24 protein-coding genes are annotated in these 24,582 nt (G+C 34.7%); 14 read left to right on the top strand and 10 right to left on the bottom strand.

The window, feature by feature from the left end:
• Nucleotides 1–112 precede the first annotated feature (112 nt).
• On the top strand, nt 113–628 hold the full coding sequence (locus tag QO182_RS18605; RefSeq protein ID WP_371563396.1) for a MepB family protein: 516 nt from the start codon (nt 113–115) through the stop codon (nt 626–628).
• On the opposite strand, the gene QO182_RS18600 is transcribed toward QO182_RS18605, so the two are convergent.
• Together QO182_RS18600 and QO182_RS18595 are read right to left on the bottom strand one after the other, a co-directional pair.
• Nucleotides 623–1,294 carry a TrmH family RNA methyltransferase gene (locus QO182_RS18600; protein WP_371563394.1) on the bottom strand — a complete coding sequence of 224 codons (672 nt, stop codon included), beginning with the start codon at nt 1,292–1,294 and terminating at the stop codon, nt 623–625. The genes QO182_RS18605 and QO182_RS18600 overlap by 6 nt on opposite strands.
• Before the next feature lie 43 nt (nt 1,295–1,337).
• Entirely contained in the window at nt 1,338–1,706 is a 369-nt protein-coding gene (locus QO182_RS18595) for a hypothetical protein (RefSeq protein WP_371563392.1), read from the bottom strand.
• 88 nt (nt 1,707–1,794) lie between these two features.
• Here QO182_RS18595 and QO182_RS18590 point away from each other — a divergent pair, with 88 nt between their 5' ends.
• The 4 genes from QO182_RS18590 (at nt 1,795) to QO182_RS18575 (ending at nt 7,695) form a co-directional block, all read left to right on the top strand.
• Nucleotides 1,795–2,487, top strand: coding sequence for an NAD-dependent deacylase (locus QO182_RS18590; RefSeq protein ID WP_371563390.1), 693 nt, complete (start codon nt 1,795–1,797; stop codon nt 2,485–2,487).
• 67 nt (nt 2,488–2,554) lie between these two features.
• Nucleotides 2,555–3,901: an adenylosuccinate lyase gene (purB, locus tag QO182_RS18585; RefSeq protein ID WP_371563388.1), complete on the top strand. Its 1,347-nt coding sequence runs from the start codon at nt 2,555–2,557 to the stop codon at nt 3,899–3,901.
• A gap of 334 nt (nt 3,902–4,235) precedes the next feature.
• Nucleotides 4,236–6,476, top strand: a complete 2,241-nt coding sequence (locus QO182_RS18580; protein WP_371536122.1) for a cation:proton antiporter — start codon at nt 4,236–4,238, stop codon at nt 6,474–6,476.
• Nucleotides 6,477–6,564: 88 nt separating this feature from the next.
• Nucleotides 6,565–7,695 carry a lactonase family protein gene (locus QO182_RS18575; protein WP_371563386.1) on the top strand — a complete coding sequence of 377 codons (1,131 nt, stop codon included), beginning with the start codon at nt 6,565–6,567 and terminating at the stop codon, nt 7,693–7,695.
• Between the two features lie 822 nt (nt 7,696–8,517).
• Here the strand turns inward: QO182_RS18575 and guaB are convergent.
• The 5 genes from guaB to QO182_RS18550 all read right to left on the bottom strand — a co-directional run bounded on the left by guaB (nt 8,518) and on the right by QO182_RS18550 (nt 14,239).
• Complete coding sequence (gene guaB, locus QO182_RS18570; RefSeq protein ID WP_371536115.1) at nt 8,518–9,990, bottom strand: IMP dehydrogenase; 1,473 nt, start codon at nt 9,988–9,990, stop codon at nt 8,518–8,520.
• A gap of 177 nt (nt 9,991–10,167) precedes the next feature.
• Nucleotides 10,168–11,568: a DUF5723 family protein gene (locus QO182_RS18565; RefSeq protein WP_371563384.1), complete on the bottom strand. Its 1,401-nt coding sequence runs from the start codon at nt 11,566–11,568 to the stop codon at nt 10,168–10,170.
• Nucleotides 11,565–12,116 (bottom strand): hypothetical protein, encoded by a 552-nt coding sequence (locus tag QO182_RS18560; RefSeq protein ID WP_371536109.1) that lies wholly within the window; start codon nt 12,114–12,116, stop codon nt 11,565–11,567. Before QO182_RS18560 ends, QO182_RS18565 begins: the two co-directional genes overlap by 4 nt.
• Nucleotides 12,117–12,228: 112 nt before the next feature.
• Nucleotides 12,229–13,092, bottom strand: coding sequence for a hydroxymethylglutaryl-CoA lyase (locus QO182_RS18555; protein WP_371536106.1), 864 nt, complete (start codon nt 13,090–13,092; stop codon nt 12,229–12,231).
• Between the two features lie 127 nt (nt 13,093–13,219).
• On the bottom strand, nt 13,220–14,239 hold the full coding sequence (locus QO182_RS18550; protein WP_371563381.1) for a quinone-dependent dihydroorotate dehydrogenase: 1,020 nt from the start codon (nt 14,237–14,239) through the stop codon (nt 13,220–13,222).
• A 574-nt stretch (nt 14,240–14,813) separates the two neighbouring features.
• On the opposite strand from QO182_RS18550, the gene QO182_RS18545 reads away from it, so the two are divergent.
• The 5 genes from QO182_RS18545 to QO182_RS18525 all read left to right on the top strand — a co-directional run bounded on the left by QO182_RS18545 (nt 14,814) and on the right by QO182_RS18525 (nt 17,942).
• A complete protein-coding gene (locus QO182_RS18545; protein WP_371563378.1) occupies nt 14,814–14,948 on the top strand; it encodes a hypothetical protein in 135 nt (44 codons plus the stop codon).
• Between the two features lie 8 nt (nt 14,949–14,956).
• Nucleotides 14,957–15,523, top strand: a complete 567-nt coding sequence (locus QO182_RS18540) for a histidine phosphatase family protein (RefSeq protein ID WP_371536098.1) — start codon at nt 14,957–14,959, stop codon at nt 15,521–15,523.
• A 101-nt stretch (nt 15,524–15,624) separates the two neighbouring features.
• Nucleotides 15,625–16,902 (top strand): peptidase T, encoded by a 1,278-nt coding sequence (gene pepT, locus QO182_RS18535; RefSeq protein ID WP_371536096.1) that lies wholly within the window; start codon nt 15,625–15,627, stop codon nt 16,900–16,902.
• A 22-nt stretch (nt 16,903–16,924) separates the two neighbouring features.
• Complete coding sequence (locus tag QO182_RS18530; RefSeq protein ID WP_371536093.1) at nt 16,925–17,089, top strand: hypothetical protein; 165 nt, start codon at nt 16,925–16,927, stop codon at nt 17,087–17,089.
• Nucleotides 17,090–17,513: 424 nt separating this feature from the next.
• Nucleotides 17,514–17,942 (top strand): hypothetical protein, encoded by a 429-nt coding sequence (locus QO182_RS18525; protein ID WP_371536090.1) that lies wholly within the window; start codon nt 17,514–17,516, stop codon nt 17,940–17,942.
• Between the two features lie 79 nt (nt 17,943–18,021).
• On the opposite strand, the gene yajC is transcribed toward QO182_RS18525, so the two are convergent.
• From yajC to QO182_RS18510, 3 genes are all read right to left on the bottom strand, one after another.
• On the bottom strand, nt 18,022–18,294 hold the full coding sequence (gene yajC, locus QO182_RS18520; protein ID WP_371536087.1) for a preprotein translocase subunit YajC: 273 nt from the start codon (nt 18,292–18,294) through the stop codon (nt 18,022–18,024).
• A 29-nt stretch (nt 18,295–18,323) separates the two neighbouring features.
• Nucleotides 18,324–19,235, bottom strand: a complete 912-nt coding sequence (nusB, locus tag QO182_RS18515; protein WP_371536489.1) for a transcription antitermination factor NusB — start codon at nt 19,233–19,235, stop codon at nt 18,324–18,326.
• A 203-nt stretch (nt 19,236–19,438) separates the two neighbouring features.
• Nucleotides 19,439–20,545: a Glu/Leu/Phe/Val dehydrogenase gene (locus QO182_RS18510; RefSeq protein WP_371536084.1), complete on the bottom strand. Its 1,107-nt coding sequence runs from the start codon at nt 20,543–20,545 to the stop codon at nt 19,439–19,441.
• 202 nt (nt 20,546–20,747) lie between these two features.
• Between QO182_RS18510 and QO182_RS18505 the strand changes: the two genes are divergently transcribed.
• The 4 genes from QO182_RS18505 to QO182_RS18490 all read left to right on the top strand — a co-directional run bounded on the left by QO182_RS18505 (nt 20,748) and on the right by QO182_RS18490 (nt 24,521).
• Nucleotides 20,748–22,508: an ABC transporter ATP-binding protein gene (locus QO182_RS18505; RefSeq protein WP_371563375.1), complete on the top strand. Its 1,761-nt coding sequence runs from the start codon at nt 20,748–20,750 to the stop codon at nt 22,506–22,508.
• Between the two features lie 71 nt (nt 22,509–22,579).
• Nucleotides 22,580–22,963, top strand: coding sequence for a PUR family DNA/RNA-binding protein (locus QO182_RS18500; protein WP_371536486.1), 384 nt, complete (start codon nt 22,580–22,582; stop codon nt 22,961–22,963).
• Between the two features lie 297 nt (nt 22,964–23,260).
• Nucleotides 23,261–24,178, top strand: coding sequence for a mechanosensitive ion channel family protein (locus QO182_RS18495; RefSeq protein ID WP_371563371.1), 918 nt, complete (start codon nt 23,261–23,263; stop codon nt 24,176–24,178).
• 121 nt (nt 24,179–24,299) lie between these two features.
• Nucleotides 24,300–24,521, top strand: a complete 222-nt coding sequence (locus QO182_RS18490) for a hypothetical protein (RefSeq protein WP_371563368.1) — start codon at nt 24,300–24,302, stop codon at nt 24,519–24,521.
• Nucleotides 24,522–24,582 lie beyond the last annotated feature (61 nt).

Here is a 24,582-nt window from a genome sequence, read left to right as displayed (position 1 = left end):
TTGAAAAAAGGGTTCAACTTTAATTAAAAAGGCAAACCCCTATTTTTTTAACTTACACACTTTACGGGACAGTGTCTTTTTTATATTTGAAACTTATTAAAATCAAATAGCTTTGAACACCTCTCCTACTATTTATAAAGATTTGTTTATCACAAAGGAACTTATTTATGATCACTGTGGTTTTAAATTTAGTTCGTTAGTAAAAGAAGTCGAAAGTACTGGGTATGGAGCTGCCACTTTTCAGCTAAACGGCGTTTCCATTGCATTTAGAAACGCAAAAACAACTCCAACTAAAACAGGACAATTTGTTACATTGTGGAAAAGAATTGAGAAAGGCCCGATTCAACCTTTTGACTTCACAGATCCAATTGATCTCGTTATCATTAACACGAGGAAAGGCAATTGTCTGGGTCAATTTGTATTTCCAAAATCGGTGCTGTGTGAACGAGACGTTATAACAACAAGCAAAAAGGAAGGCAAGCGAGCAATTCGAGTATATCCTCCTTGGGATCAGGCAAACAATACGCAAGCACAGAAAACCCAAAAATGGCAATTGGATTATTTCTTAGAAATTCCATCTGATAGTCCTATCGACATAGACCGCGTAAAATTACTTTACGGCTTATAAAGCAGTTTTGTTATTTTCTAAAAAATATCTCTCCTCTATTCGTTTGATATCTTTTATAGAGTTTTTGGCCCAAGCCAAACGTTTTACTAAAATTTCTTCTTCGGATAAATGCCAATCAATATCAGAATTCCGCAATCGATTCGTCAGGTTTTGAATGATAATTGCTGCCGAAACAGAGATATTCAAACTCTCTGTAAAACCCACCATCGGGATTTTAAGAAAACCATCGGCACGCTTTAAAATTTCCTCAGACAATCCATCTCTCTCTGTCCCAAAGAACAAAGCACTTGGTTTTGTAATGTCAAAATCGTCCATCAAGCAATCATTATCATGAGGTGTTGTAGCTATGATTTGATATCCTTTATTTTTCAAAGTGTCTACACAGTCCGTTATACTATTATAGGTATTGATATCGACCCACTTTTGAGCGCCCATTGCTATTTCTTTATCTATACTTTTACCGTAGCGTTGCTCAATAACATTGAGTTCTTGTATCCCAAAAACTTCACAACTGCGCATCACCGCACTGGTATTGTGCATCTGGAAAATGTCTTCGACAGCAATAGTAAAATGATTGGTTCTATTTTCTAATACTTTCAGGAATTTCTCTTTGCGGTTGTCAGTAAGGATGTTTTCAAGGAAATTAAGGTAATCGACATCAATCATTGTGAAGTTTTTTTGGCAAAAATAGTAAAAAGAAGAGGTTTTACTAGTCAAAAATTGAATCAATAATCCCTGAAAAAATAGCTTCGCCTAAAGTCTCTTTTTTAACTTCTGGAAAAATGGGGTCTTTCTTATAGTTCTTCATTTCGTTACCTAACAGACGATTTGTATTGTCCATAGAATAATAATTCCGAGAATTAATGTTAAAAGCATTTAATCCAGGCATAGGATTATAAAGAGAAAACGGGCTTTCTAGTTTCGAAAAATCAAAAGATATTTTATTTGCTTCAAAATGGTTGAAATTTAAATCTAAAGAATCAGCTTTAAATTTTACCGCATTAAAAGAAGAATTAGTGTTTTGGGAATATAAAACCGAAGCACTTATAAATAGGAAAAGGAAATGAATTTTTTTCATTTAGCTTCTTTTAAAAAGTAATTTTAACCCAAATTTAGAAAATACATTCCAATAAAATCATAAATTCGTAAATAAGAAGATAAATCAAATGAAAAAGAAATTAGTAGTCCTGACTGGTGCAGGAATCAGTGCCGAAAGTGGTATAAAGACTTTTCGCGACAGCGATGGCCTTTGGGAAGGACACAATGTTCAAGATGTCGCCACTCCCGAAGGGTGGAATAAAAACCCAGCTTTGGTTCTTGATTTTTACAATCAAAGACGAAAACAGCTTAAAGAGGTGCAACCTAATTTAGCACATCATATTTTGGCCGAATTAGAACTGGATTTTGAGGTGCACATTATCACGCAAAATGTAGATGATTTACACGAACGCGCAGGAAGCACTAATGTACTGCATTTGCATGGCGAATTATTAAAAGTGCGAAGCACAAAAAACGTAAATTACATTGTGGATTGGACAGAAGATTTGAATTTTGGCGATCTAGACAACAATCAAAATCAATTGCGTCCCCACATTGTTTGGTTTGGGGAAGAAGTTCCTGCACTTGAAGAGGCGATTAGCATTACAGAAACTGCCGATTATTTTGCTGTTATTGGCACTTCATTACAAGTATATCCAGCAGCGGGATTAATAGACTTTACAAATTCTAAAACTCCCATTTATTACATAGATCCAAAACCGATAAAAATTCCGAATTTGCGAAATCAACTCCATGTAATTCCCGAAGTCGCTTCTGAAGGAATGAAATTATTAAAAAAGGCACTTATTGACCTTATTTAAAAAATAATCATTTTCGAAATTGCCTTTAAAGGTTTATATTTGTGCCTTTCGAACAAACAACACAACAATGACTACTTTAAACGAATTGAATGCTATTTCTCCAATTGACGGACGATATAGAAACAAAACTCTTTCTTTGGCTCCTTTTTTCTCGGAAGAAGCATTAATCAAGTACCGCGTACTAGTTGAAATTGAATATTTCATTGCTTTGTGCGAAGTTCCTTTGCCACAGCTTTCAGGCGTAAATCCTGATCTTTTCGATACGTTAAGAAACATTTATAAAAACTTTTCTACAGAAGATGCGCTTTGGATCAAAGAAACAGAGAAAGTAACGAACCACGATGTAAAAGCGGTAGAGTACTTTATCAAAGATGCTTTTGAAAAATTAGGTTTATCTCAATACAAAGAGTTCATCCATTTTGGATTGACTTCACAAGACATTAACAATACAGCAATTCCTCTTTCTACAAAAGAGGCATTCGAAAAAGTATACATGCCTTCGCTAATTACTTTGACTTCAAAATTGAAAGATTTAAGTGTCGAATGGGCAGCCATTCCAATGCTAGCACGTACACACGGACAACCGGCCTCTCCTACTCGTTTAGGTAAAGAAATTGGTGTTTTTGTGGAACGTTTAGAAGAGCAAATACGTTTGTTATTTAATATCCCATTCGCTGCTAAATTTGGCGGTGCAACAGGAAATTACAACGCACACCATGTGGCATATCCACAAATTGACTGGAGAAAATTTGGTGGTAAGTTTGTTGAAGATGTTTTAGGTTTACACCACTCTTTCCCAACAACACAAATTGAACATTACGATCATTTTGCAGCCTTTTTTGATGCTTTAAAAAGAATCAATACTATTATCATAGATTTAGACAGAGACATTTGGACGTATGTTTCTATGGAATATTTCAAACAAAAAATAAAAGCAGGAGAAATAGGGTCATCAGCGATGCCACACAAGGTAAATCCGATTGATTTTGAAAACTCTGAAGGAAATTTAGGGATAGCAAATGCTATTTTCGAACACCTTTCGGCTAAATTGCCATTATCAAGACTGCAACGTGATTTAACTGACAGTACGGTGTTAAGAAATGTAGGTGTACCAATAGGTCATACCATCATCGCATTTGAAGCAACATTGAAAGGGTTGAATAAATTGTTATTGAACGAGCCAAAATTCCACGAAGATTTAGAAAAAAACTGGGCTGTAGTTGCTGAGGCAATTCAAACCATTTTACGTCGTGAAGGATACCCTAATCCTTATGAAGCATTAAAAGGCTTAACAAGAACGAATGAAGCGATTGATAAAAAAGCAATTCATGGGTTCATTGCCACATTAGATGTGACGGAAGAAGTGAGAGCCGAGTTACTGCAAATTACACCAAGTAATTTCGTAGGAATCTAATACCATTACAAGAAAATAGTAAATTGTTACTTTATATTTTTTTGAATTTCACAAAAATAAATTGGGCAGCTGCTATTTTAAATAAAATAACTACAAAAAAAGCTATCTTTAAACGATAGCTTTTTTTTTGCCAACCGTATGATTAAAACGGATTGACAAGAGGAACGGCAGAAGTCTAGCCCAGACTGCAATGGAAAGCCTTGCAGTATAAAAACTATTTTTATGGCAAATTGCCGAGCGACCAAAGGAAGCTCCTGCAAATGCCTAATAAAAAAGGCTTTTAGACAAAAGCTTGAAACGAAAGGCTGGAAATAGCTCCTAAAAAAAATAAAATATGAGTACTGTAGCAACAGTTGCTGAGGCATCACACCATTTAGAACCTTTAATAAGTGACTTAGGATTAATCTTAATGACTGCTGGAATAGCGGTTTTAATCTTTAAAAAATTAAAACAACCCTTAGTTCTAGGGTATTTAATCGCCGGTTTTCTAGCGGGAACGCATTTTGATTTTTTCCCGTCTGTATCTGATGTTAAAAGTGTCGAGGTCTGGGCAGAAATTGGTGTAATCTTTTTACTGTTCAGCTTAGGACTTGAATTTAGTTTTAAGAAACTGATGAAAGTGGGTGGAACCGCCTCTATCAATGCCATGACCCAAATTATTACGATGGTCATCGTAGGTTACTTAGTGGGGCAATGGATGGGCTGGCGACAGATGGACAGTATTTTTCTTGGGGTAATCCTCTCCATATCCTCGACGACAATTATTTTAAAAACCTTTGACGAACTGGGTGTAAAATCTCAAAAATTTGCCGGTATCGTTATTGGGTCGCTTATTGTTCAGGACATTGTAGCTATTTTAATGATGGTTTTACTCTCGACAGTTGCGGCAAGCCAGCAGTTTTCTGGAATGGAATTATTGCAGTCTGTACTGAAATTAGCATTCTTCCTGACGGCATGGTTTGTGGGTGGTATTTTCTTCATTCCTACACTATTAAAGAAAGCAAAACCGCTATTGACAGATGAAATGATGTTGATTATTTCGCTGGCTTTGTGTTTAATGATGGTAATTTTAGCGGCAAATGTTGGTTTTTCTCCAGCCTTGGGTGCCTTTATAATGGGTTCTATCATTGCCGAAACCACGCAGGCCGAACATATCGAACACTTGGTAAAACCGGTAAAAGATTTATTTGCGGCGGTCTTTTTTGTGTCGGTTGGTATGCTAATCGATCCTGCTACTTTGTACACTCATGCCTGGCCGGTAGCGATACTTACCTTGGTTGTTATTTTTGGTCAATCTACTAGTTCTATTATTGGAGCCTTAATATCAGGGCAGCCTTTAAAACAATCGATACAAATAGGAATGACATTGGCACAAATTGGAGAGTTCTCCTTTATCATCGCCACACTAGGAATGTCACTAAATGTTACTAGCGACTTCTTATACCCTATTGTCGTTGCCGTTTCTGCGGTGACTACTTTTACAACTCCATTTATGGTAAAAATGGCGGTCCCTTTCTCCGAGTATTTAGAGAAAAAATTACCGCGAAGATGGGTAAAAAGAATAGCGCGATACAGTGCGAATGCACAAGCAATTCGATCTGTAAGTACTTGGCAAATCGTGCTAAGAGCATATATGTCTCAAATTATAATTCATACTATAATTATAACTGCAATCATCCTGCTGTCTTCTAAATACCTTTTACCATTAGTTGAAGATTATAAATTTGGGAATCCAATTGCTGCGTTAATAACGATTGTTATCATCGCTCCTTTCTTATGGGCTTTAGCCCTTAGACGTGTTGCGGTAAAAGAAGTCGAAACATTATTTAAGGAACGAAAGTATAGAGGACCAATAATGATGATGATTTTCTTCAGGATGGGATTAGCGTTATTCTATATTGGATTTTTATTGAACATCTTCTTCTCACCAATAATTGCCTTTTTTGCTTTGCTTGCGGCTGTCACTATCTACTTCTTTTTTCCAAAGCATTTACATCGTCAATATCATAAAATCGAAAGCCATTTCTTGAAGAACCTTAATACGAGAGACGAGGTAAAAATAAAGAGACGCTATGCCAGTTTAACACCCTGGGATGGTCACATGACTACATTTGAAATAGCGAAAGAATCTAATATTGCAGGTAAAACACTGGAAGAATTACGCATACGGGAGCAAATGGGAATTAACATTGCTTTTATCAAAAGAGGGGAAATAATCATCAAAATCCCCGCTAAGACAGAGCGTCTTTTTCCAGGTGATGAGATTTGCGTCATTGGTTCTGATGCTCAGGTAAAAGAGTTTGATAACTACTTGCACCTACACGAATTTGAACCGGCAAAAAACATTAAGAAAACTGAAATTGTATTGCAACAACTGGAATTAAAAAGAGACGAGTTTGTTGGGAAAAGCATCAGTCAGTCAAAAATACGAGAAAGAACGAACGGAATGGTCGTGGGTATCGAGCGTGGTGGAAAACGTTTGCTGAATCCGGAATCTAATTTAATATTAGAAAAAGATGATGTATTATGGGTCGTAGGTGACAAAAAGAGATTAAACCAGTTCTTTAAAGAGTAGTTTTTATGCTTTGGTAATTTCTATTTTATCACCGTATGCAAACTTATAGTCTATCGTTTTTTGTATTAAAAATAATCCTGAAATGTAAATGAAAGCAGATAAATTCAGCTTAATAATCACCTTACTATTTTGTCTAAATCTCTACTCTCAAAAAGAATATGTTTTTTTTGGCTCCTATAATTGGGACAAAGCAACCGAAGGAATTTATGTGTATCATTTAGATACTGTAAATGGAAAACTCACCAAAGTTACTGCTATTAAAGACGTTTTAAATCCATCGTACTTAACCATTTCTCCAAACGGAAAGTACATTTATGCCTGTACCGAAAGTAAGATTCCAAATTCAGGAAGTGTTAGTGCTTTTAAATTTGACTCAGAAAAAAAAGCATTAACTTTCATAAACAGCCAAAATAGTGGAGGCGAAAATCCCGTTTATTTAAACGTTCACAAAAACGGAAAATGGTTAGTAAATGGGAATTATACGGGCGGAAGTGTTTCTGTATATCCAATTTTAGAAAACGGCGCAATTGATTCAATAGCGCAAAACATCGAATTCACAGAAGGAAGCATCGTACCAAAAAGACAGGAAAAATCACATATACATTCTGCTGTTTTCTCTCCAGAATTCGACTGTCTTTTTCTGACAGATTTAGGCGCTGACAAAATAAGAGTTTATCCCTTTGACAATTCTCAAAAAGAACCGCTGAAAACGGAAAAATCAAGTGTCATAAATACCGAATTAGGAAGTGGGCCAAGACATTTTACCTTTAGTCCAAATGGAAATTTCGCCTATTGCATTGAGGAAATCTCAGGAATGATTTGTGCATTTAGCTACGAAAAAACCGAACTTAAAAGAATCCAAAGAATTGAAACTCATTCTCAAAATTTAAAAGATGGTTTTGAAAGCGCTGATATTCATATTTCTCCAGACGGCAAATTTTTGTACGCAACAAATCGAGGAAATGAAAATAACATTGCCATTTATGCAATTTTAAAAAATGGGTTCTTAAAACTTATTGGTTATCAATCTTCATTAGGGAGACACCCCAGAACATTTGCAATTAACGAAACGGGGAACTTTATAATTGTCACGAACGTAATCACCCAAAATGTTGTTGTTTTCAAAAGAAACTTAGAAACAGGGCTATTGAAAAAAGTAGGCAAAACAATAAAAATAAAGAATATTTCTTGTGTAAAAACAAGAATCTATTACAACTAAAATACTCTGTTGATGCGAGCGAAATAAAATAAAAACAATTCCAAATCGACTAGACAACTCCGCTAGAAACCGACGGAGTACGCTTGTTTCCCTACTCTAATCCTAGCATTATCTACTGAAATATCATTTTGACACCTTCATGCCTTGCAATGATTCGGGGTTTCAACCCGTCCATAAGAAACTCACATCCTGTGGACAAACAACACTCCATAATTGTAATTCTAAATCCAAAATTTATATTTTCGATTCTTATTCGAACTTAAAGAGTCTGTACTGCTCTTGTAGCGCAAACACATTAGTTTTAGTATCGTAGAATCACTAATTGTCACAACTGTCTACACAATAATAGTTTGAAATTCTGCAGAATAAAATACTTTTAACCGCTGGAAAATAGGGAATTGAATAAATTATAAATGAATTTCCGGTTGGCTCTAATATAGTAGAACGGAACGATAAGTTTAAAGAGCTTGAAAAAATTGAAAACCAAAAAGAGCGTGACGAAAAAATGGATGAACTTTGGAATAAAGAAGGTTCAAAAAGGAGGTTTTTTGTAGGACGCAGTAAAGAAAATAATTCAGGGTTATTTCTATATGATGAAAATGGAAAACCTAAATTGCAAATCTATTATTGATAAAAACGGAATTGGAAAATTGAAGTTATTGACAACGATGGCAAAATAAAAAATATAATTGATACCAAATAAGAACGCATCTTCCGAAACAGCCGCAAGTAATAAAACAAAGATTATCATCATAAAAAAAGCAGTCTAAAGTGGTAACACTCTAGACTGCTTTTAAATTATATTCTATGCCCTTTTCTTACTTATCTCGAGTAATTTGGAGATTCTTTTGTAATGGTTACATTATGCGGGTGACTTTCGTTGATACCACTTGCCGTGATGCGAACAAAACGACCTGTCTCCTGTAAGGTTGGAATATCTTTAGAACCACAGTATCCCATTCCTGCACGTAGACCTCCAATAAACTGAAGCATACTTTCGTTTAATTCTCCTTTGTAAGGTACACGACCTACAATTCCTTCGGGAACTAGTTTCTTTACATCATCTTCTACATCTTGGAAATAACGGTCTTTAGAACCACCTTCCATCGCTTCCACAGATCCCATTCCGCGGTAGGATTTAAATTTTCTTCCTTCAAAAATAATAGTTTCTCCAGGAGATTCTTTAGTACCTGCAAGAAGTGAACCTAGCATTACACAATCAGCACCTGCAGCAATTGCTTTAGGAATATCTCCTGTGTAACGAATTCCTCCATCAGCAATTACCGGAACTCCTGTCCCTTTTAATGCTGCTGCAACTTCTAGAACTGCAGAAAATTGTGGAAAACCAACACCAGCCACGATACGTGTTGTACAAATTGAACCAGGTCCAATTCCTACTTTTACACCATCAGCACCATTTTCAACTAGGAATTTTGCCGCTTCAGGAGTAGCGATATTACCTACGATAACATCTATTTGAGGAAATTTAGCTTTTACTTCTTTCAGTGTATTTATCACACCTTGAGTATGCCCGTGAGCTGTATCAATGATGATAGCATCAACACCTGCATTTACTAAGGCTGACGCTCTTTCTACTGCATCACCTGTAACACCAATCGCAGCTGCTACACGCAAACGTCCATAAACATCTTTATTAGCAATTGGTTTTTGAGTTAATTTAGTGATATCTCTAAAAGTGATTAATCCCACTAATTTACCTTCTTTATTGATAACCGGAAGTTTCTCGATTTTATGCCCTTGTAAAACTACTTCGGCTTGTTCTAATGAAGTTCCTTCGGCAACGGTAACCAAATTTTCACTCGTCATTATCTCAATAATAGGTCTTGCATTGTTTTTCTCAAAACGCAGATCTCTATTGGTTACAATTCCTTTCAATCGGTGGTCTGCATCAATAATTGGAATACCGCCAATTCCGTATTCTTTCATCGCATTTTTAGCGTCCGCTACTGTAGAAGTAAGCGGTAAAGTAACAGGATCGATAATCATACCTGACTCCGCACGTTTTACTTTACGTACTTTGGCAGCTTGTTGCTCGATTGTCATATTTTTATGCAAAACACCTATTCCACCTTCTTGAGCCATAGCAATTGCCATAGCACTTTCAGTAACAGTATCCATAGCTGCGGATACAATAGGAACATTAAGCGTTATATTTCTTGAAAATTTTGTTTGGATACTTACCTCTCGAGGAAGCACATTAGAGTAGTTAGGAACTAATAATACATCATCGTATGTTAAACCTTCGCCGATAATCTTGGAGTTATGTGCTATCATGTTGCAATTTGTAGTTGAATTGCGTGCAAATATAGCAAATTATTTTGATTTAAAAAAGTGAAAGGACAAGGTTTTAAAAACCGACAACAATACTCTAATTTTACACTACTCCGAGCTATTAGATATCGTTTATTTTTTATCAGTTACGAGGTTTATCCTCTAACGCAAAAAACACTCTTAGTATGGCGAATCACTGTCTTTAAAAATAAAATTAAATCCAAACTGAAAGGATAGACTATTGACTTTTGCCAAATCCCGATATTCTAAAAGATTGTCAGCCATCAGATATACATTGAATTTACCTAACGTACTTGATAGTCCTAAACCAATATTTTTATACGAATAAGAATCTACCGTGTACGTTGCTTTCATTTGTAACTTATCGAGTAAATTCCTTCTATAATATCCTGTTAATGCCATCATAGGTGCTCTAGGAGTCGTCATTACAAATAACTGTCCTCCTACTGCGTTCTTATATTCTGATTCCGATACGGTACAACTACAGTCTACTCCTCCTCTTGAATCATTAAAAGAATATTGATAAGAACTGTTGAATTTTATAGGTCTCCAAGTCTTGTAAGCGCTGTAAATCGTATCTCGCGGAATTGCTTCTTTAAACTCCTGATATACATCATTAGGAGAGTTAGTACTATTAAAACTCGGATTTATACCTTCATATTTATAATAGCCTTTGTAGGTAAACGTTTCAACATCTTTACTGTGTTTTACAAATCCTACATCTAGAATACTGGCTGTAAACTGAATGTTCTTTTTAGGATAATAAGTTAGTCCCAAATCAAATCCAAGCCCTAAATCTGCTCCAAATAGTGCCTTCTTTCTAATATCACCAGCTGCGTCCCCTTCATAATCTTCAGCAATATATTCTGAAATTCCGGAAGTATTCAGTTGCAAATCGGAGTAAATAACTTGCTCATAAACTGTGTTTTGGGCCGGAATAGTATAGATATATCCTGAATTTTTAGTCGAAGTTGCGTTAAAGGAACTCGAATAAAGTTTAGCTCTTCCCCCAAGAACTAGTCGATCAGTTACATTTTTATGGAAACCCACATGCAATACTGAAAGCATCTCTGCTCTTAAACTTAAATCTCCTAAGTTAAATGATTTACCTAGGTAACCCCGATTTCCGTCCAAAGCAAGTAAAGCAATATCCTTAGGCATAAACATCATGAAATCAAATTCCTGATACATTCCGAATGAAATATATCCCTTATTTTCCATCCAATCACCTAATTTAAATCCGCCGCTGAACAGCTCAATCTGCTCATTGATAGCTACCTTGTCATTTCGCGAAGAGTTATATACCACATCGCGGAGTTTCGTGTTAAAATCCACTCCGTTATCAGCAAATAAATCATACGCTGAAAAACTAGTCGTTCCCGCATTTACAGAAATACCCGATAATAAAGGAACACCAAAATAAAATTTATAGCTAACATCAGCACCCGGATTAGTCATTAAAGATTGAGGAACTGCCGTAAAATTATATAAAATTTGCTTGTTTTGAGACCAACAACCAACGGATATAAATACCATCAAAAACAGATATACTTTTCTCATTCTACCACTAGATAAGCAGTTGCACTTGAACGTAGTTTTAAACTCCCTGGACTATTCGCATTCAATGCAGAACCGGCACCCATTTTTATAACAAAACCCATTCTCTTAGAACTTTTTAATAAATCAAGGTTAGCATTTTCAAAAATTTCTGTTTGGGTTATTAATTTTTCGGTTCCTGAATAAGCAGGAACATCAAAATGAATAGTGTAAAGTAACTGGTCATTTCCATCTAACAATTGGATATCAAGACTGTAAGACCTAGTAATAGTATTGTTTATTTCAAAAAAGAAGTCGGCTCGTGTTAACCTATTTCGAAAAAAAGAATCTCTAAAAATATCAAAATCCTGCGCATCAAAAGCAACATTCTGCTCCACTCCATTCACCACAAATTGACTTGCAGGAATTTCAAAGGAGGTCAGGTTTGCAATAAAAACAGGCTCTAATTTTAAGTCGTTTACTTGATCGAAATCTAAATCACTGCTACATGAAAAAGAAAGCATTACCAGCAGCAATATTCCAAAAATTTTATTGGTTTGGTTTTGATTCATACTAAAAGTGTAAGCAGCAAAAATAAAGTATTCATTGTAATAACAACGATGCAGTTGTTAACTTATTATTACATTTATACACTATTACAACAATTTCATCATTTAGTATGTTTTAGTGAAACTCCCTAAACAACTTAGAAGCTTCATTATAAGCACTTTCAAAACTTAATGGGTTCAGATTTGTAATTACTTTATTAGCGGTAAAATAAGATAACAACTTCTCTGTTGGCATATTACCCGTTAAATCGTCTTTAGCCATGGGACAACCACCAAATCCTTGAATGGCGCCATCATAACGGCGGCAACCCGCATTATAAGCAGCATCTATTTTTTCAAACCATTTATCTGGTGTCGTATGTAAATGGGCTCCAAACTCAATTTCTGGATATTTTGGAATCAAATTAGAAAACAAATAACTGATTACATCTGGAGTAGAGCTACCAACAGTATCCGAAAGCGACAAAATTTTCACTCCCATGTTTGATAGTTTTTCGGTCCACTCTCCTACAATATCTACATTCCAAGGGTCTCCATACGGATTGCCAAAACCCATAGACAAATAAGCCACTACTTCCTTATTTGTTTTATCAGCAATTTCCAGAATTTCTTCCAAAGTAATTAACGACTCGGCGATGGTTTTGTGAGTATTTCGCATCTGAAAATTCTCGGATATCGAAAAAGGATATCCTAAATACTGAATTTCAGCATGCTCAGAAGCCATTTTCGCTCCTCTTGTATTAGCAATAATAGCCAGTAGTTTACTTCTAGTTTGTGATAAATCCAATTGTGCCAAGACAGCAGCGGTATCCTGCATTTGCGGAATTGCTTTTGGAGACACAAAGCTTCCAAAATCGATCGAATCAAAACCTACTCTCAATAAAGATTGAATGTACGCTACTTTTCTTTCGGTGGGAATGAATGGCTTAATGCCTTGCATGGCATCACGTGGACATTCTATAATTTTGATTGGCTCCATATATTTTCAAAGATAATAAAACTTGGAAAGTAGCAAAGACTAAGATTATAAAATTTTACAGGAAATAAAAATGCGTAATTCTCAATGAAGAATTACGCATTTTGATAATAGTGTAAACCAACCACTCTTACATGCGGCTTAGTATCTTTTTGTTTATGGCTTTCACCAAAGCGGGTCCTTCATAGATGAAACCAGTGTACAATTGTATTAAACTGGCACCTGCTTCGAGTTTTTCTATAGCATCATCTGCTGAATGAATGCCTCCCACTCCAATTATTGGAAAAGCCTTATTACTTTTTTGAGACAGAAAACGAATTACTTCAGTAGAGCGGCTTGTTAATGGCTTTCCTGACAATCCTCCCATTTCTGTTTTATTTTCAGATTGCAAACCTTCACGAGAAATAGTAGTATTAGTAGCTATAACGCCTGCAATTTGCGTTTCCTTCACAATAGCTATAATGTCTAGTAATTGTTCATCAGTCAAATCAGGAGCAATTTTCAGCAATATGGGTTTCTGTTTTGGCTTTGCCAAATTCTTATTTTGTAAATTTTGCAGCAGTTGCGTTAATGGTTCTTTGTCTTGCAATGCACGAAGATTAGGCGTATTAGGCGAACTAACATTCACCACAAAATAATCAACATAATCAAACAAGGCATCAAAACAAATTTCGTAATCCAAGGTCGCATCTTCGTTTGGCGTCAGCTTATTTTTTCCAATATTTCCTCCAATTAACACATCAGTGTTTTCTTTAAGTCGTTCCACCGCTTCTAAAACTCCTCCATTATTAAACCCCATTCGGTTAATAATAGCCGAGTCTGCTTTTAAACGGAACAAACGTTTTTTTGGATTTCCTTCCTGTCCTTTTGGCGTAAGCGTTCCTATTTCTATAAACCCAAAACCAAAGTTGGACAACTCTTTGTACAACTTAGCGTCTTTATCAAAACCAGCGGCAAGTCCTACTGGATTCTTGAATTTCAACCCAAACACTTCGGTTTCTAATCGCTTGTCATTGACATCGTAAAGTGATTTAAACAAAGAAGAGAATCCTGGTATTTTAGACAAAGATCGAATCAGGGAAAAAGTAAAATAGTGTACTTTTTCTGGATCAAACCAAAAAAGAATGGGACGAATAACTAATTTATACATGAGTGTTTTGTTGTGTACTGCAAAAATAGAATTATCTGGTCGATAAATAAATATTTGGAAACTAAATTTATAAATCATTTTATTTGGCAAAAGACTATTCCGAAATTTCATTTTCATCTTTTCCTTTTTTCCTAAATCTAAAAAAACGACTACCGTGACAATTCCCATAAATACTATAAAAATGGAATGCCTTATAATTTCAAGTTCGTTTAAAAGATATTGTAAACTGTTATAAAACAGCATTTCGGCAGCGACGTACAGAATTACAAAAATAATGGCCCTAGTCCATTTACTAAGAAAAAAAAGCTCCACTTTACGCAAAATACAACTGCAAAAATCGGGCTGTAAAATCTAATTTCAGGAATAAGACTCAGTATTACTAACGTTCGAACAGGATGTCCATGTAAACCTTTGACATAGCTATCTTGCGTTTTTTTACAGATTTTATTTTTTAGCTTTTCAATCACTTTATTTCCGGAAAACGCCAAGCAGTAAAACACATTATCAATAATAGTAAGTCCTAGAAATGCCGCAATTCCCGCAAAGTAAGGATTGACTATAAAGCTATCCAAAGATGAAAAATAACAACCAATTCCCTTTTCGAAATGCTTTAGAAAACAGCAAACTTGAAGCCAGAACATCTTTAAATAAAAAACAATGGTACCAGACCGTACTAAAAGAAAAAGAAAGAATCATTATTTATTTATAAATTAGCCAATGAAATCAATATTAAAACACATGAAAAACTACTGCAGCTTCTTACTATTATTTCTGACCATTGGCCTTTTTGCGCAAGCAGAAAAACCAACACGCATTTATTTAGTTCGCCATGCCGAAAAAATCACCACCGATCCAAAAGAAAACAATCCGTTACTGACAGGAAATGGAAACGAAAGAGCCATTGCGCTTGCCAAAAAATTAGAAAAAGAGTCCTTAAATGCCATATACAGTACAAATTATAAGCGTACCCAATCTACTGCAAGCCCCACGGCAGAAGCTCATAAAAAGGAAATTAAAATATATGATGCCAAAAACTTAACAGCCGCGGCTGTAACTATCCTTACAGAAAACAAAGGAAAAAATGCCTTAGTGGTAGGTCATTCTAATACCGTTTTAGAAATGATTGAAGCCCTGGGAGCTAAAAGACCAATACCAACTATTGAAGATCAAGAGTATGATTTCCTATTTCTACTTACTATTCGTCCCAACGGAAAAACAAAAGTAAAAGTCATGCATTACGGCAAAGCCAATTCCTATAAAGAGGGAGCGCAAATGATGCATTAAAGTAATTACTGTTTATTAGTGGAATCACTACTCTAAATGGGAGTTTTGAACCCTAATTTCTAAATAAACCTTATATTTGTAGTTCATTATAAAAATACTTTATGCAACATATTATAGATCGTTTCATCAGCTACGTTACTGTTGACACGGAATCAGATCCCAACTCAGAAACAACACCAAGTACAGCAAAACAATGGGTCTTAGCCAATCAATTGGTTGAAGAGCTAAAAAAAATAGGAATGCAGGATGTGACTATAGATGACAAATCTTATATCATGGCTACATTACCAAGCAATGTAGATCATGAAGTTCCAACAATTGGATTTGTATCGCATTTTGACACTTCTCCTGATTTTTTAGGAGCGAATGTAAAACCTCAAATTATCCCAAATTATAACGGTGAAGACATCGTTCTAAATGCGGAGCAAAACATCGTTCTATCTCCTAGCTATTTCAAAGATTTATTACAATACAAAGGACAAACATTAATCACAACTGATGGAACTACTCTATTAGGTGCTGATGACAAAGCTGGAATTACGGAGATTGTTACAGCAATGGAATACCTAATCAACCATCCAGAAATCAAACACGGAAAAATCAGAATTGGTTTCACACCTGACGAAGAAATTGGTCGTGGAGCACACCATTTTGATGTAGAAAAATTTGGAGCTGACTGGGCCTACACTATGGACGGAAGTCAAGTAGGGGAATTAGAATATGAGAATTTTAATGCGGCTGGAGCCAAAATTACTTTCAAAGGAAAAAGTGTACACCCAGGTTATGCTAAAGGAAAGATGATTAACTCCATGTTAATTGCCAATGATTTTATGAATGCATTGCCTGCAGATGAAACACCTCAGGAGACAAAAGGGTACGAAGGTTTTTTCCATGTGACTCATTTAACTGGAAGTATCGAAGAAACTGTTTTAGAATTGATAATCAGAGACCACAATAAGATTAAATTCGAAAAACGAAAAGACAAAGTTGAAAAAATTGTCCGTAAAATCAATAAGAAATTTGCGAAACAATTTGGTGAAGATATTGCAATAGCTGAAATCAACGACCAGTATTACAACATGAAAGAAAAGGTCGTTCCTGTAAAATACATTGTTGACATTGCCGAAAAAGCGATGAAAGAATTAAACATTAAACCATTAATCAAACCCATTCGTGGTGGTACTGATGGCTGTCAATTATCGTATATGGGATTACCTTGTCCTAATATTTTTGCGGGCGGACATAATTTTCATGGAAAATACGAATACGTTCCTGTTGAAAGCATGCAAAAAGCAGTTAACGTTATTGTGAAAATAGCTGAACTGACTTCAATGCCTAACTTTGGATTAGAGGAAAGCAAATCAAAGAAGAAAAAATAATTGGACCGCAGAATTGATTCTGTTGAAATCTATTATTGCTAAGACAGCACTTATAGAAACCACAAAATGGGGAGGTCCTGTTTATGTTTTAAATGACAAGAACGTATTTGGTATCGGAGATTTAAAAGTTATTTTGGAATTTGATTTTTTAATGGCGTTTTCCTTAAAGATGAAAAAAAGATATTAGTAAATGCACAAGAAGGTGTTACTAAAGCTTTACGACAATGGCGTTTTTCGTCAAAAGAAGAGTCGACGAAAACAAGCTGTTAGCTTACAAGCTATCGCCAATATTGCAGCAGCAACACATTGAAGATACCAAAAGAGATCAAACCAAACTTAGCAGAATGGAAAAAATAAAACCATTGATCCTACAAAAAATTGGTTTGAATGATAAGTACAACTTAAAAAAGCCCCGTGAAAACGGGGCTTTTTTAAGTTGTACGGCCTATCAATATTTGCTACTTCTGCTTTTTACACCAATCAAATCCATAGGCAAAAGCTTAACATTATCGTGTCGCATTATTTACTATATTTACTAACGACTTGTTTATCAGATCATTTAGACCACGGTAAAAAGAGTCCTGCTATTAAAACTAAACGAATAGACGATCATGGATGAAAAAAAAACAGAAGTAAAAACTCCGGCAGCTTCGGACGCCAATAAAAAGGTGGCCCCTGCCAAATCTAAAAAACCAGCAGTTGATAAACCAACTGCTGATGTCATTCCTAAAGCCACCAAAGAAGCAACTAAGGAGAAAAAGCCAATTGAAGTTAAGAAAGAACCAGTCCCGGAAGATAACAAGGATGAAAAGAAAGAGGAAAAAGCTAAGCTGAAAAAGACGGCAAAAAAAGAGAAGGAAAAACTAAAAAAACTGATTGGTAAAGAAATAGCCAAACAAAAAGCAAAAGAAAAAAAATCGAAAGCTAAGAAAGCTAAAAAAGACAAAGCCAAGAAAACGAAATTAAAATCGAAGCTTAAAAACAAAAAAGCCAAGGCAAAAGCAAAAAAGAGCAAGAAAAAGAAAAAAAGCAAAAAGTGATTTCCCTTTTTTAATTGCAAAAAAAAGTCCCATTCAGAATTACATTCCGAATGGGACTTTTTATAACCTTAAAAAAATATTATTTTTTAGCAAGTGTAGCGCTCATTTCCATAGAAATTGCAGAACGCTCCATTTTTAATTTCCCAGACATTGTTTCAATTACAACTGTAGTATCTGCAAGCTCTGAAACTTTACCATGGAGTCCACTTTTAGTAATGATTCTATCTCCTACTTTTAAAGTGCTTTCAAATTCTTTTTCGTTCTTAGCTTTTTTCTGTTGTGGTCTGATCATAAAGAAATAGATCACTACAAACATTAATAAGAAAGGTGCAAATTGAGTTAACTGTTCCATAATTTTTAATTCTTTTTTTATTATTAGTGTTACATTAAACCGCGACCGGTTTTATTTAATTTTTTACTGACTTCTAGTTCTTTAACTAAATTATCAAGAATTCCGTTGATAAAAATACTACTTTTTGGTGTAGAATACTCCTTAGCTAGTTCTAAATATTCATTTAGCGTCACTTTTACTGGAATTGAAGGGAATTTTAAAAACTCACAAATAGCCATTTTAAGGATGATAGTATCTACCTCAGCAATCCTGTCGCTATCCCAGTTTGGTGTTTTATCAACAAACTCTTTTGCAAGCTCTGCTTCATTCAAAATTGTCTTTCTAAACAAATCTTTAACAAACGCTTTATCCTCACTATCCTTGTACACTTTAGGCACACTAAAGTTATCATCCATGATAGGTTTCATCGCTTTTAACTGCTTAATGATTTGAGTGTTTACCAATGGTATATCATCAATCCAAGTTAGTTTGTCGTCTTCTAAGTATTCGTACAATTTTTCATTAGGTACAATTACTTCCATAAACAAGTCCACAATAAGCTGCCTGTCTTCTTCAAAAGAAGATTCTGGGTTGCTCATGTAATCTGCATAAAACTTACTTGCTTTTATAGCATTAAGCAACAACAAAATATAATCATCATTTAAAGTCCAAGCGTCAATCTTACGCGTTTCCATAGCAATGCTAAGAGAATTGTTTTCGGCAAGAATTTGAAAGATGTCGTTCTTAATAAATTTTTCGTTGGGTTTACGCTCCTCAGGAGTTGCAAGATGCTTAAGACTTGATTTATGTAAAAATTCGGATTCTTTTTTACATATTTCCGTCAAGGAAGAAATCATTGTAAGGTATAAATCTTGAATATTGTCGATACTGTAAAAAAGGAATTTTTCTTCTTTTTCTAGATTATCAGAACCGTTTTGATGCATTGCATAAATGGACTGCATGACTTTAACGCGAATGTGTCTTCTATTTACCACCTTGTAAGAACTTTTATTAAATTAGTTTGCAAAAATAAGCATTTCCTTTTTCAAAATAAAATTAAAACATCAAATAAAGATTTTGCTGCTAATTTTGTTTCCTTTATACTAAAAAGTCACAGTTTTCAATGCTATCCTGAAAACTGTGACTTTAAATATTTTAACTTAGATTACTTTCTACTGTTCTCTATTTTTCTTTGATCAATACGATTTTGAGCAATGGTAAGTGCCGCATGATGCGTCGTGATACCATTAGCAACAGCATAATCGATGATTTCTAAAGTTGTATTATAGATATTCTCTGTTTTACGCATGATTTCCTCTTTGCCATAATGTGCTAATTCAGCATAAACATTAATAATTCCACCTGCATTAATCAAGAAATCAGGAGCATATAAAATACCACGTTCTTGCAAAATTGCTCCATGAACATCTTCGTTTGCTAATTGATTGTTAGCAGCACCGGCAATTACTTTTGCTTTTATTTTGTGAACCGTAGCGTCATTGATAGTTGCTCCCATTGCACAAGGCGCGTAAATATCTACATCTGCGGTATATAAATCAGCTCCACTATAAATAGTAGCGCTATACTTCGCTCCTACTTCATACAGTTTTTCTTCATTGATGTCAGCAATCGTAACAATAGCTCCTTCTTTAGTTAGATAATCCACTAAAGTTTCTCCTACGTGACCAATCCCTTGAACCAATACTTTCTTTCCAGTAAGAGAATCTGACCCAAATTTACTTTTTGCAGCCGCTTTCATCCCCATGTATACGCCATAAGCAGTCACTGGCGATGGATTACCTGCTCCACCTCTTTCTTCTGAAATTCCAGTAACATAAGGCGTAACATCGCGAACGATATCCATATCCTTAGTTTCCATTCCTACATCTTCTGCAGTGATATATCTTCCGCTCAAACCATGAACAAATTCACCAAACTTACGCATCAATTCAGGTGTTTTCTGAGTTTTAGCATCGCCCATAATAACGGCTTTTCCTCCACCAATATTCAGACCTGTAATCGCAGCTTTAAAGGTCATTCCACGAGAAAGACGCAATACATCATTCAACGCTTCCCACTCGTTAGCATAATTAAACATTCGGGTTCCTCCCAAAGCTGGTCCCATAACCGAATTATGAATACCAATAATTGCTTTTAAACCCGTATCTTTGTCGTTGCAAAATACAATCTGTTCGTGATCATCAAATGATAATTGTCCAAAAACGGGATCCATTTTTTGAAGTTCCTTTCCTGTTGTGAAAGTTGCATCCATAGTATTAATTTTTATAGTGATAAAATTATGAATTTGTCAAGAAGACAAGTCAAAATTACATAAAAAATGAATATCTATCAACGTTTTTAATAAAAAATAATAATTCGATAATTTAAACTGACAAACGAAAAATATAGAATTATTAAAAAATTAAAAAAAATCATAAAAATAAAACGATTACAATACAGAATATCTTAAAAAAATGAAAGAATTACTTTATTTAAACAAATACTTCGTCAAATACAAATACAGTTTTTCACTGGGTATTATATTCACAATCATCGCACAAATCTTCATGCTGTTCACCCCTAAATTGATCAGTAGTTCATTTAAGGCAATTGAAGCTTTTTCTGAAGACAAAACCATTGCAGTATCTGTTATTCGGGAAGAGTTAATTTCGAATATTCTATTAATCATTGCCACTACTATAATTGCTGGTTTTCTGACTTTCTTGATGAGACAAACACTAATCGTTATGTCTCGTCACATTGAATTTGATCTAAAAAATGAAGTTTTCAGGCAGTATGAAAGTTTATCACAGAATTTTTACAAAAAGAATCGCACTGGAGATTTGATGAATCGAATTAGTGAAGACGTTTCTAAAGTGAGAATGTATGTGGGTCCAGCCGTCATGTACTCGATTAATACGATAATCCGTTTTACGATTGTTATTGTATATATGTACAACGTCTCCCCTCGTTTGACATTATACACGATTCTTCCTTTACCACTATTGTCCTACGGTATTTTCAAATTGAGTTCAGAAATCAATAAGAGAAGTACAATTTTTCAGCAATATTTATCGAAAGTTTCGAGTTTCTCTCAAGAAATATTTTCTGGTATTCGAGTAATCAAAGCCTATTCGCTAGAAGACCAACACCAGAACAACATGGTTTCCCTAGCTAATGAAAGCAAAAGTAAAAGTTTGAATTTAGCCAAAGTACAGTCGTTATTCGGGCCATTAATGTTAGCTCTTATTGGAATCAGTAACCTAGTTGTAATCTATTTTGGTGGTTTGATGTATATTGACGGTACGATTAAAAGTATCGGTACTATAGCTGAATTTATTTTGTATGTCAACATGCTTACTTGGCCAGTAGCTTCTTTAGGATGGGTTTCATCAATGGTTCAAGAAGCAGAAGCTTCCCAAAAACGTTTGAACGAATTCCTGAAAATTGAACCAGAGATAAAAAATAAAAACCCAAATAAATCAATCATAAACGGCTCGATTTCATTCGAAAATGTAAGCTACACTTATGAAGACACTAATATAAAAGCACTTAAAGACATCTCTTTCACTGTAAAAAAAGGAGAAACATTAGCAATTCTAGGAAAAACCGGATCTGGGAAATCAACCATTTTATCATTGATTTCACGTCTGTATGATGTGACTGATGGCGAAATAACTATTGACAAAAAAGAGATAAGTCTTTTAAACCTTAACGATTTGCGAAACAGTATTGGGATCGTACCACAAGATGCTTTCTTGTTTTCCGATTCTATCAAAAACAACATCAAGTTTGGTAAAGAAGATGCCACCGATGAAGAAGTAAAAGCTGCCGCAAAAAGTGCCGTGGTTCATAATAATATAATGGGCTTCAATAAACAATACGACACTGTTCTAGGTGAACGAGGGATTACACTTTCAGGGGGACAAAAGCAAAGAGTTTCTATTGCGAGAGCAATTATTAAAAATCCGCCAATTTTACTTCTTGACGACTGTTTATCAGCGGTTGACACCGAAACTGAAGAAAAAATTCTAAATAATCTAAACGAAATCTGTAAAGACAAAACAACCATTATTGTAAGTCATAGAATTTCCTCTGCTAAGAACGCCGACAAGATTATCATTATCGACGAAGGGAAAATAATTCAACAAGGTTCTCATAACCAGTTAGTAAATCAAGAGGGCTATTATGCCTCTCTATATTTAAAACAACTTTCAGAAAAAGAATTGATGTAATTGTTGTTTAATACATATATTTTTATGATTTTTGATTACGATTTAACAACCATAAATTGAGAGAAAGGATTATGAGAGAAAATGACATGTTAGAAAAAGAAGAGATATTTTCTAAAGTTTTACGTGCTGGAAGAAGAACCTACTTCTTTGATGTAAGAGCGACAAAAGCTGATGATTATTATATTACGATTACTGAGAGCAAAAAATTTACTGAGGAAGACGGATCGTTTCACTTCAAAAAACATAAAATATATTTGTATAAAGAAGACTTTTCTGCTTTCGCCGAAATTCTTGCCGATATGACTTCTTATGTTTTGAACCACAAAGGCGAAGAAGTAATTTCAGAGAGACATCAGAAAGATTTCAAAAAAGAATACGCTATTGAAAAAGTAACCGCAGAAGAAGTCTTGCCCAACATATCTAGTTTTACAGATATTAATTTCGATGACATTTAATTTATAATTATAAATTAAATACCTTAATTACTTAAACAAAAAGTCCAAAATCAAACGGTTTTGGACTTTTTGTTTATTTATAAACCACTACAGAATTATACTCCATGGTTTTAGTATCGCTGAATAAGAGAATGCACAGCTAGTAACTTCTATGAACCACACAAATTTACACCGATAAATCCCGTTGCTGAATTTTAAGTAAGCAAAAAGATTTTCGAAGCTAAACAAACTAAAAATACATAGTTTTAACTATTTTTGTCGGTATTAAAAGCCTTTTTACAACTAAAAAAAGAATACATGCAGGAGATTTTAATGAAATACACAAACAAATACGCTGAACTTATTATCCCATGGCTATTAACAAGCGGACTAAAAATAGTTTTTATCATTATAGGTTCTTTAATTCTAAATAAGGTTATTATAACCTTTATTGAAAAAGCAGTGAGAATTGCCGTAAGACCTGATGGAATTTCTTCTCAAGATGCCGAAGAAAAAAGAGAAAACACTCTAATCCAGATATTCACCACTACTTCTAAAATTGGATTAATGACCATTGCAGGCTTGATGGTGCTTCAAGAATTTAGAGTAGAAATTGCCCCTATATTGGCAGCAGCCGGAATTGTAGGACTGGCATTGGGTTTTGGAGGTCAATACCTTATTAGAGATATTATTTCAGGTCTATTTATTATTCTTGAAAATCAATACCGCGTAGGTGATATCGTAAGTTTTGACAATGCCGGCGGTACCGTTCAAGAGATCAGTTTAAGAAAAACGACTTTAAGAGACTTAGACGGAACCGTTCACCACATTCCTCATGGAGAAATAAAAAAAGTATCAAATCTTTCCAAAGATTTTTCCCGTATTAACTTAGATATTGGTGTAGGATACGGATCAAATTTAGAACACGTTATTGGTGTAATAAACAGAGTAGGAACAGAACTTTCGACTGATCCTTTATGGGAAAACTACATCATCCTTTCTCCACAATTTTTACGCGTGAATGATTTTGCAGCTTCTTCAATTATGTTAAAAATATTAGGAGAGACTTTACCCAGTAAACAATGGGAAGTAGCTGGAGAACTTCGTAAAAGACTAAAAGTCGCGTTTGACGATGAGGGAATAGAAATTCCGTTTCCGCAAGTGGTAATGCACCGACCAAAAGGTGTTGAAGAAGCCACAGTTAAAAATGACACAAATGAAATTCAAGAATCGTAATCTTATTCATTTAGGGAATTAATTTGTTCCAATACAAACATTATTATAAAATCCTGAAAGTGAGATGGTTTTCAGACTTTTTATTTACATTTATAGTACATAACTTTCAATCGTTCCTGTTTTGAAAAACATCAGTCGCACTGTCTGGATTTTATCTTTGATAAGCTTGTTTACAGATACGGCAAGCGAAATGTTATATCCCATCATGCCTATTTACTTAAAGTCAATTGGCTTCTCCATTGTACTCATTGGTATTCTTGAAGGTGTTGCAGAAGCTACTGCTGGATTGAGCAAAGGATATTTTGGAAAGCGTTCTGATGCGACCGGAGGTACCATCTCATAAAGTGTGTAAGTTAAAAAGTTATTCTGAAAATTTGAGCTAACTCAAAAGCTCAAAAATTTTC

The organism is Flavobacterium sp. Arc2 (assembly GCF_041431385.1).
Lineage (GTDB): Bacteria > Bacteroidota > Bacteroidia > Flavobacteriales > Flavobacteriaceae > Flavobacterium.
Note: the sequence above shows the minus strand (reverse complement) of the source record. Positions and strands in the feature narration are given on the sequence as shown.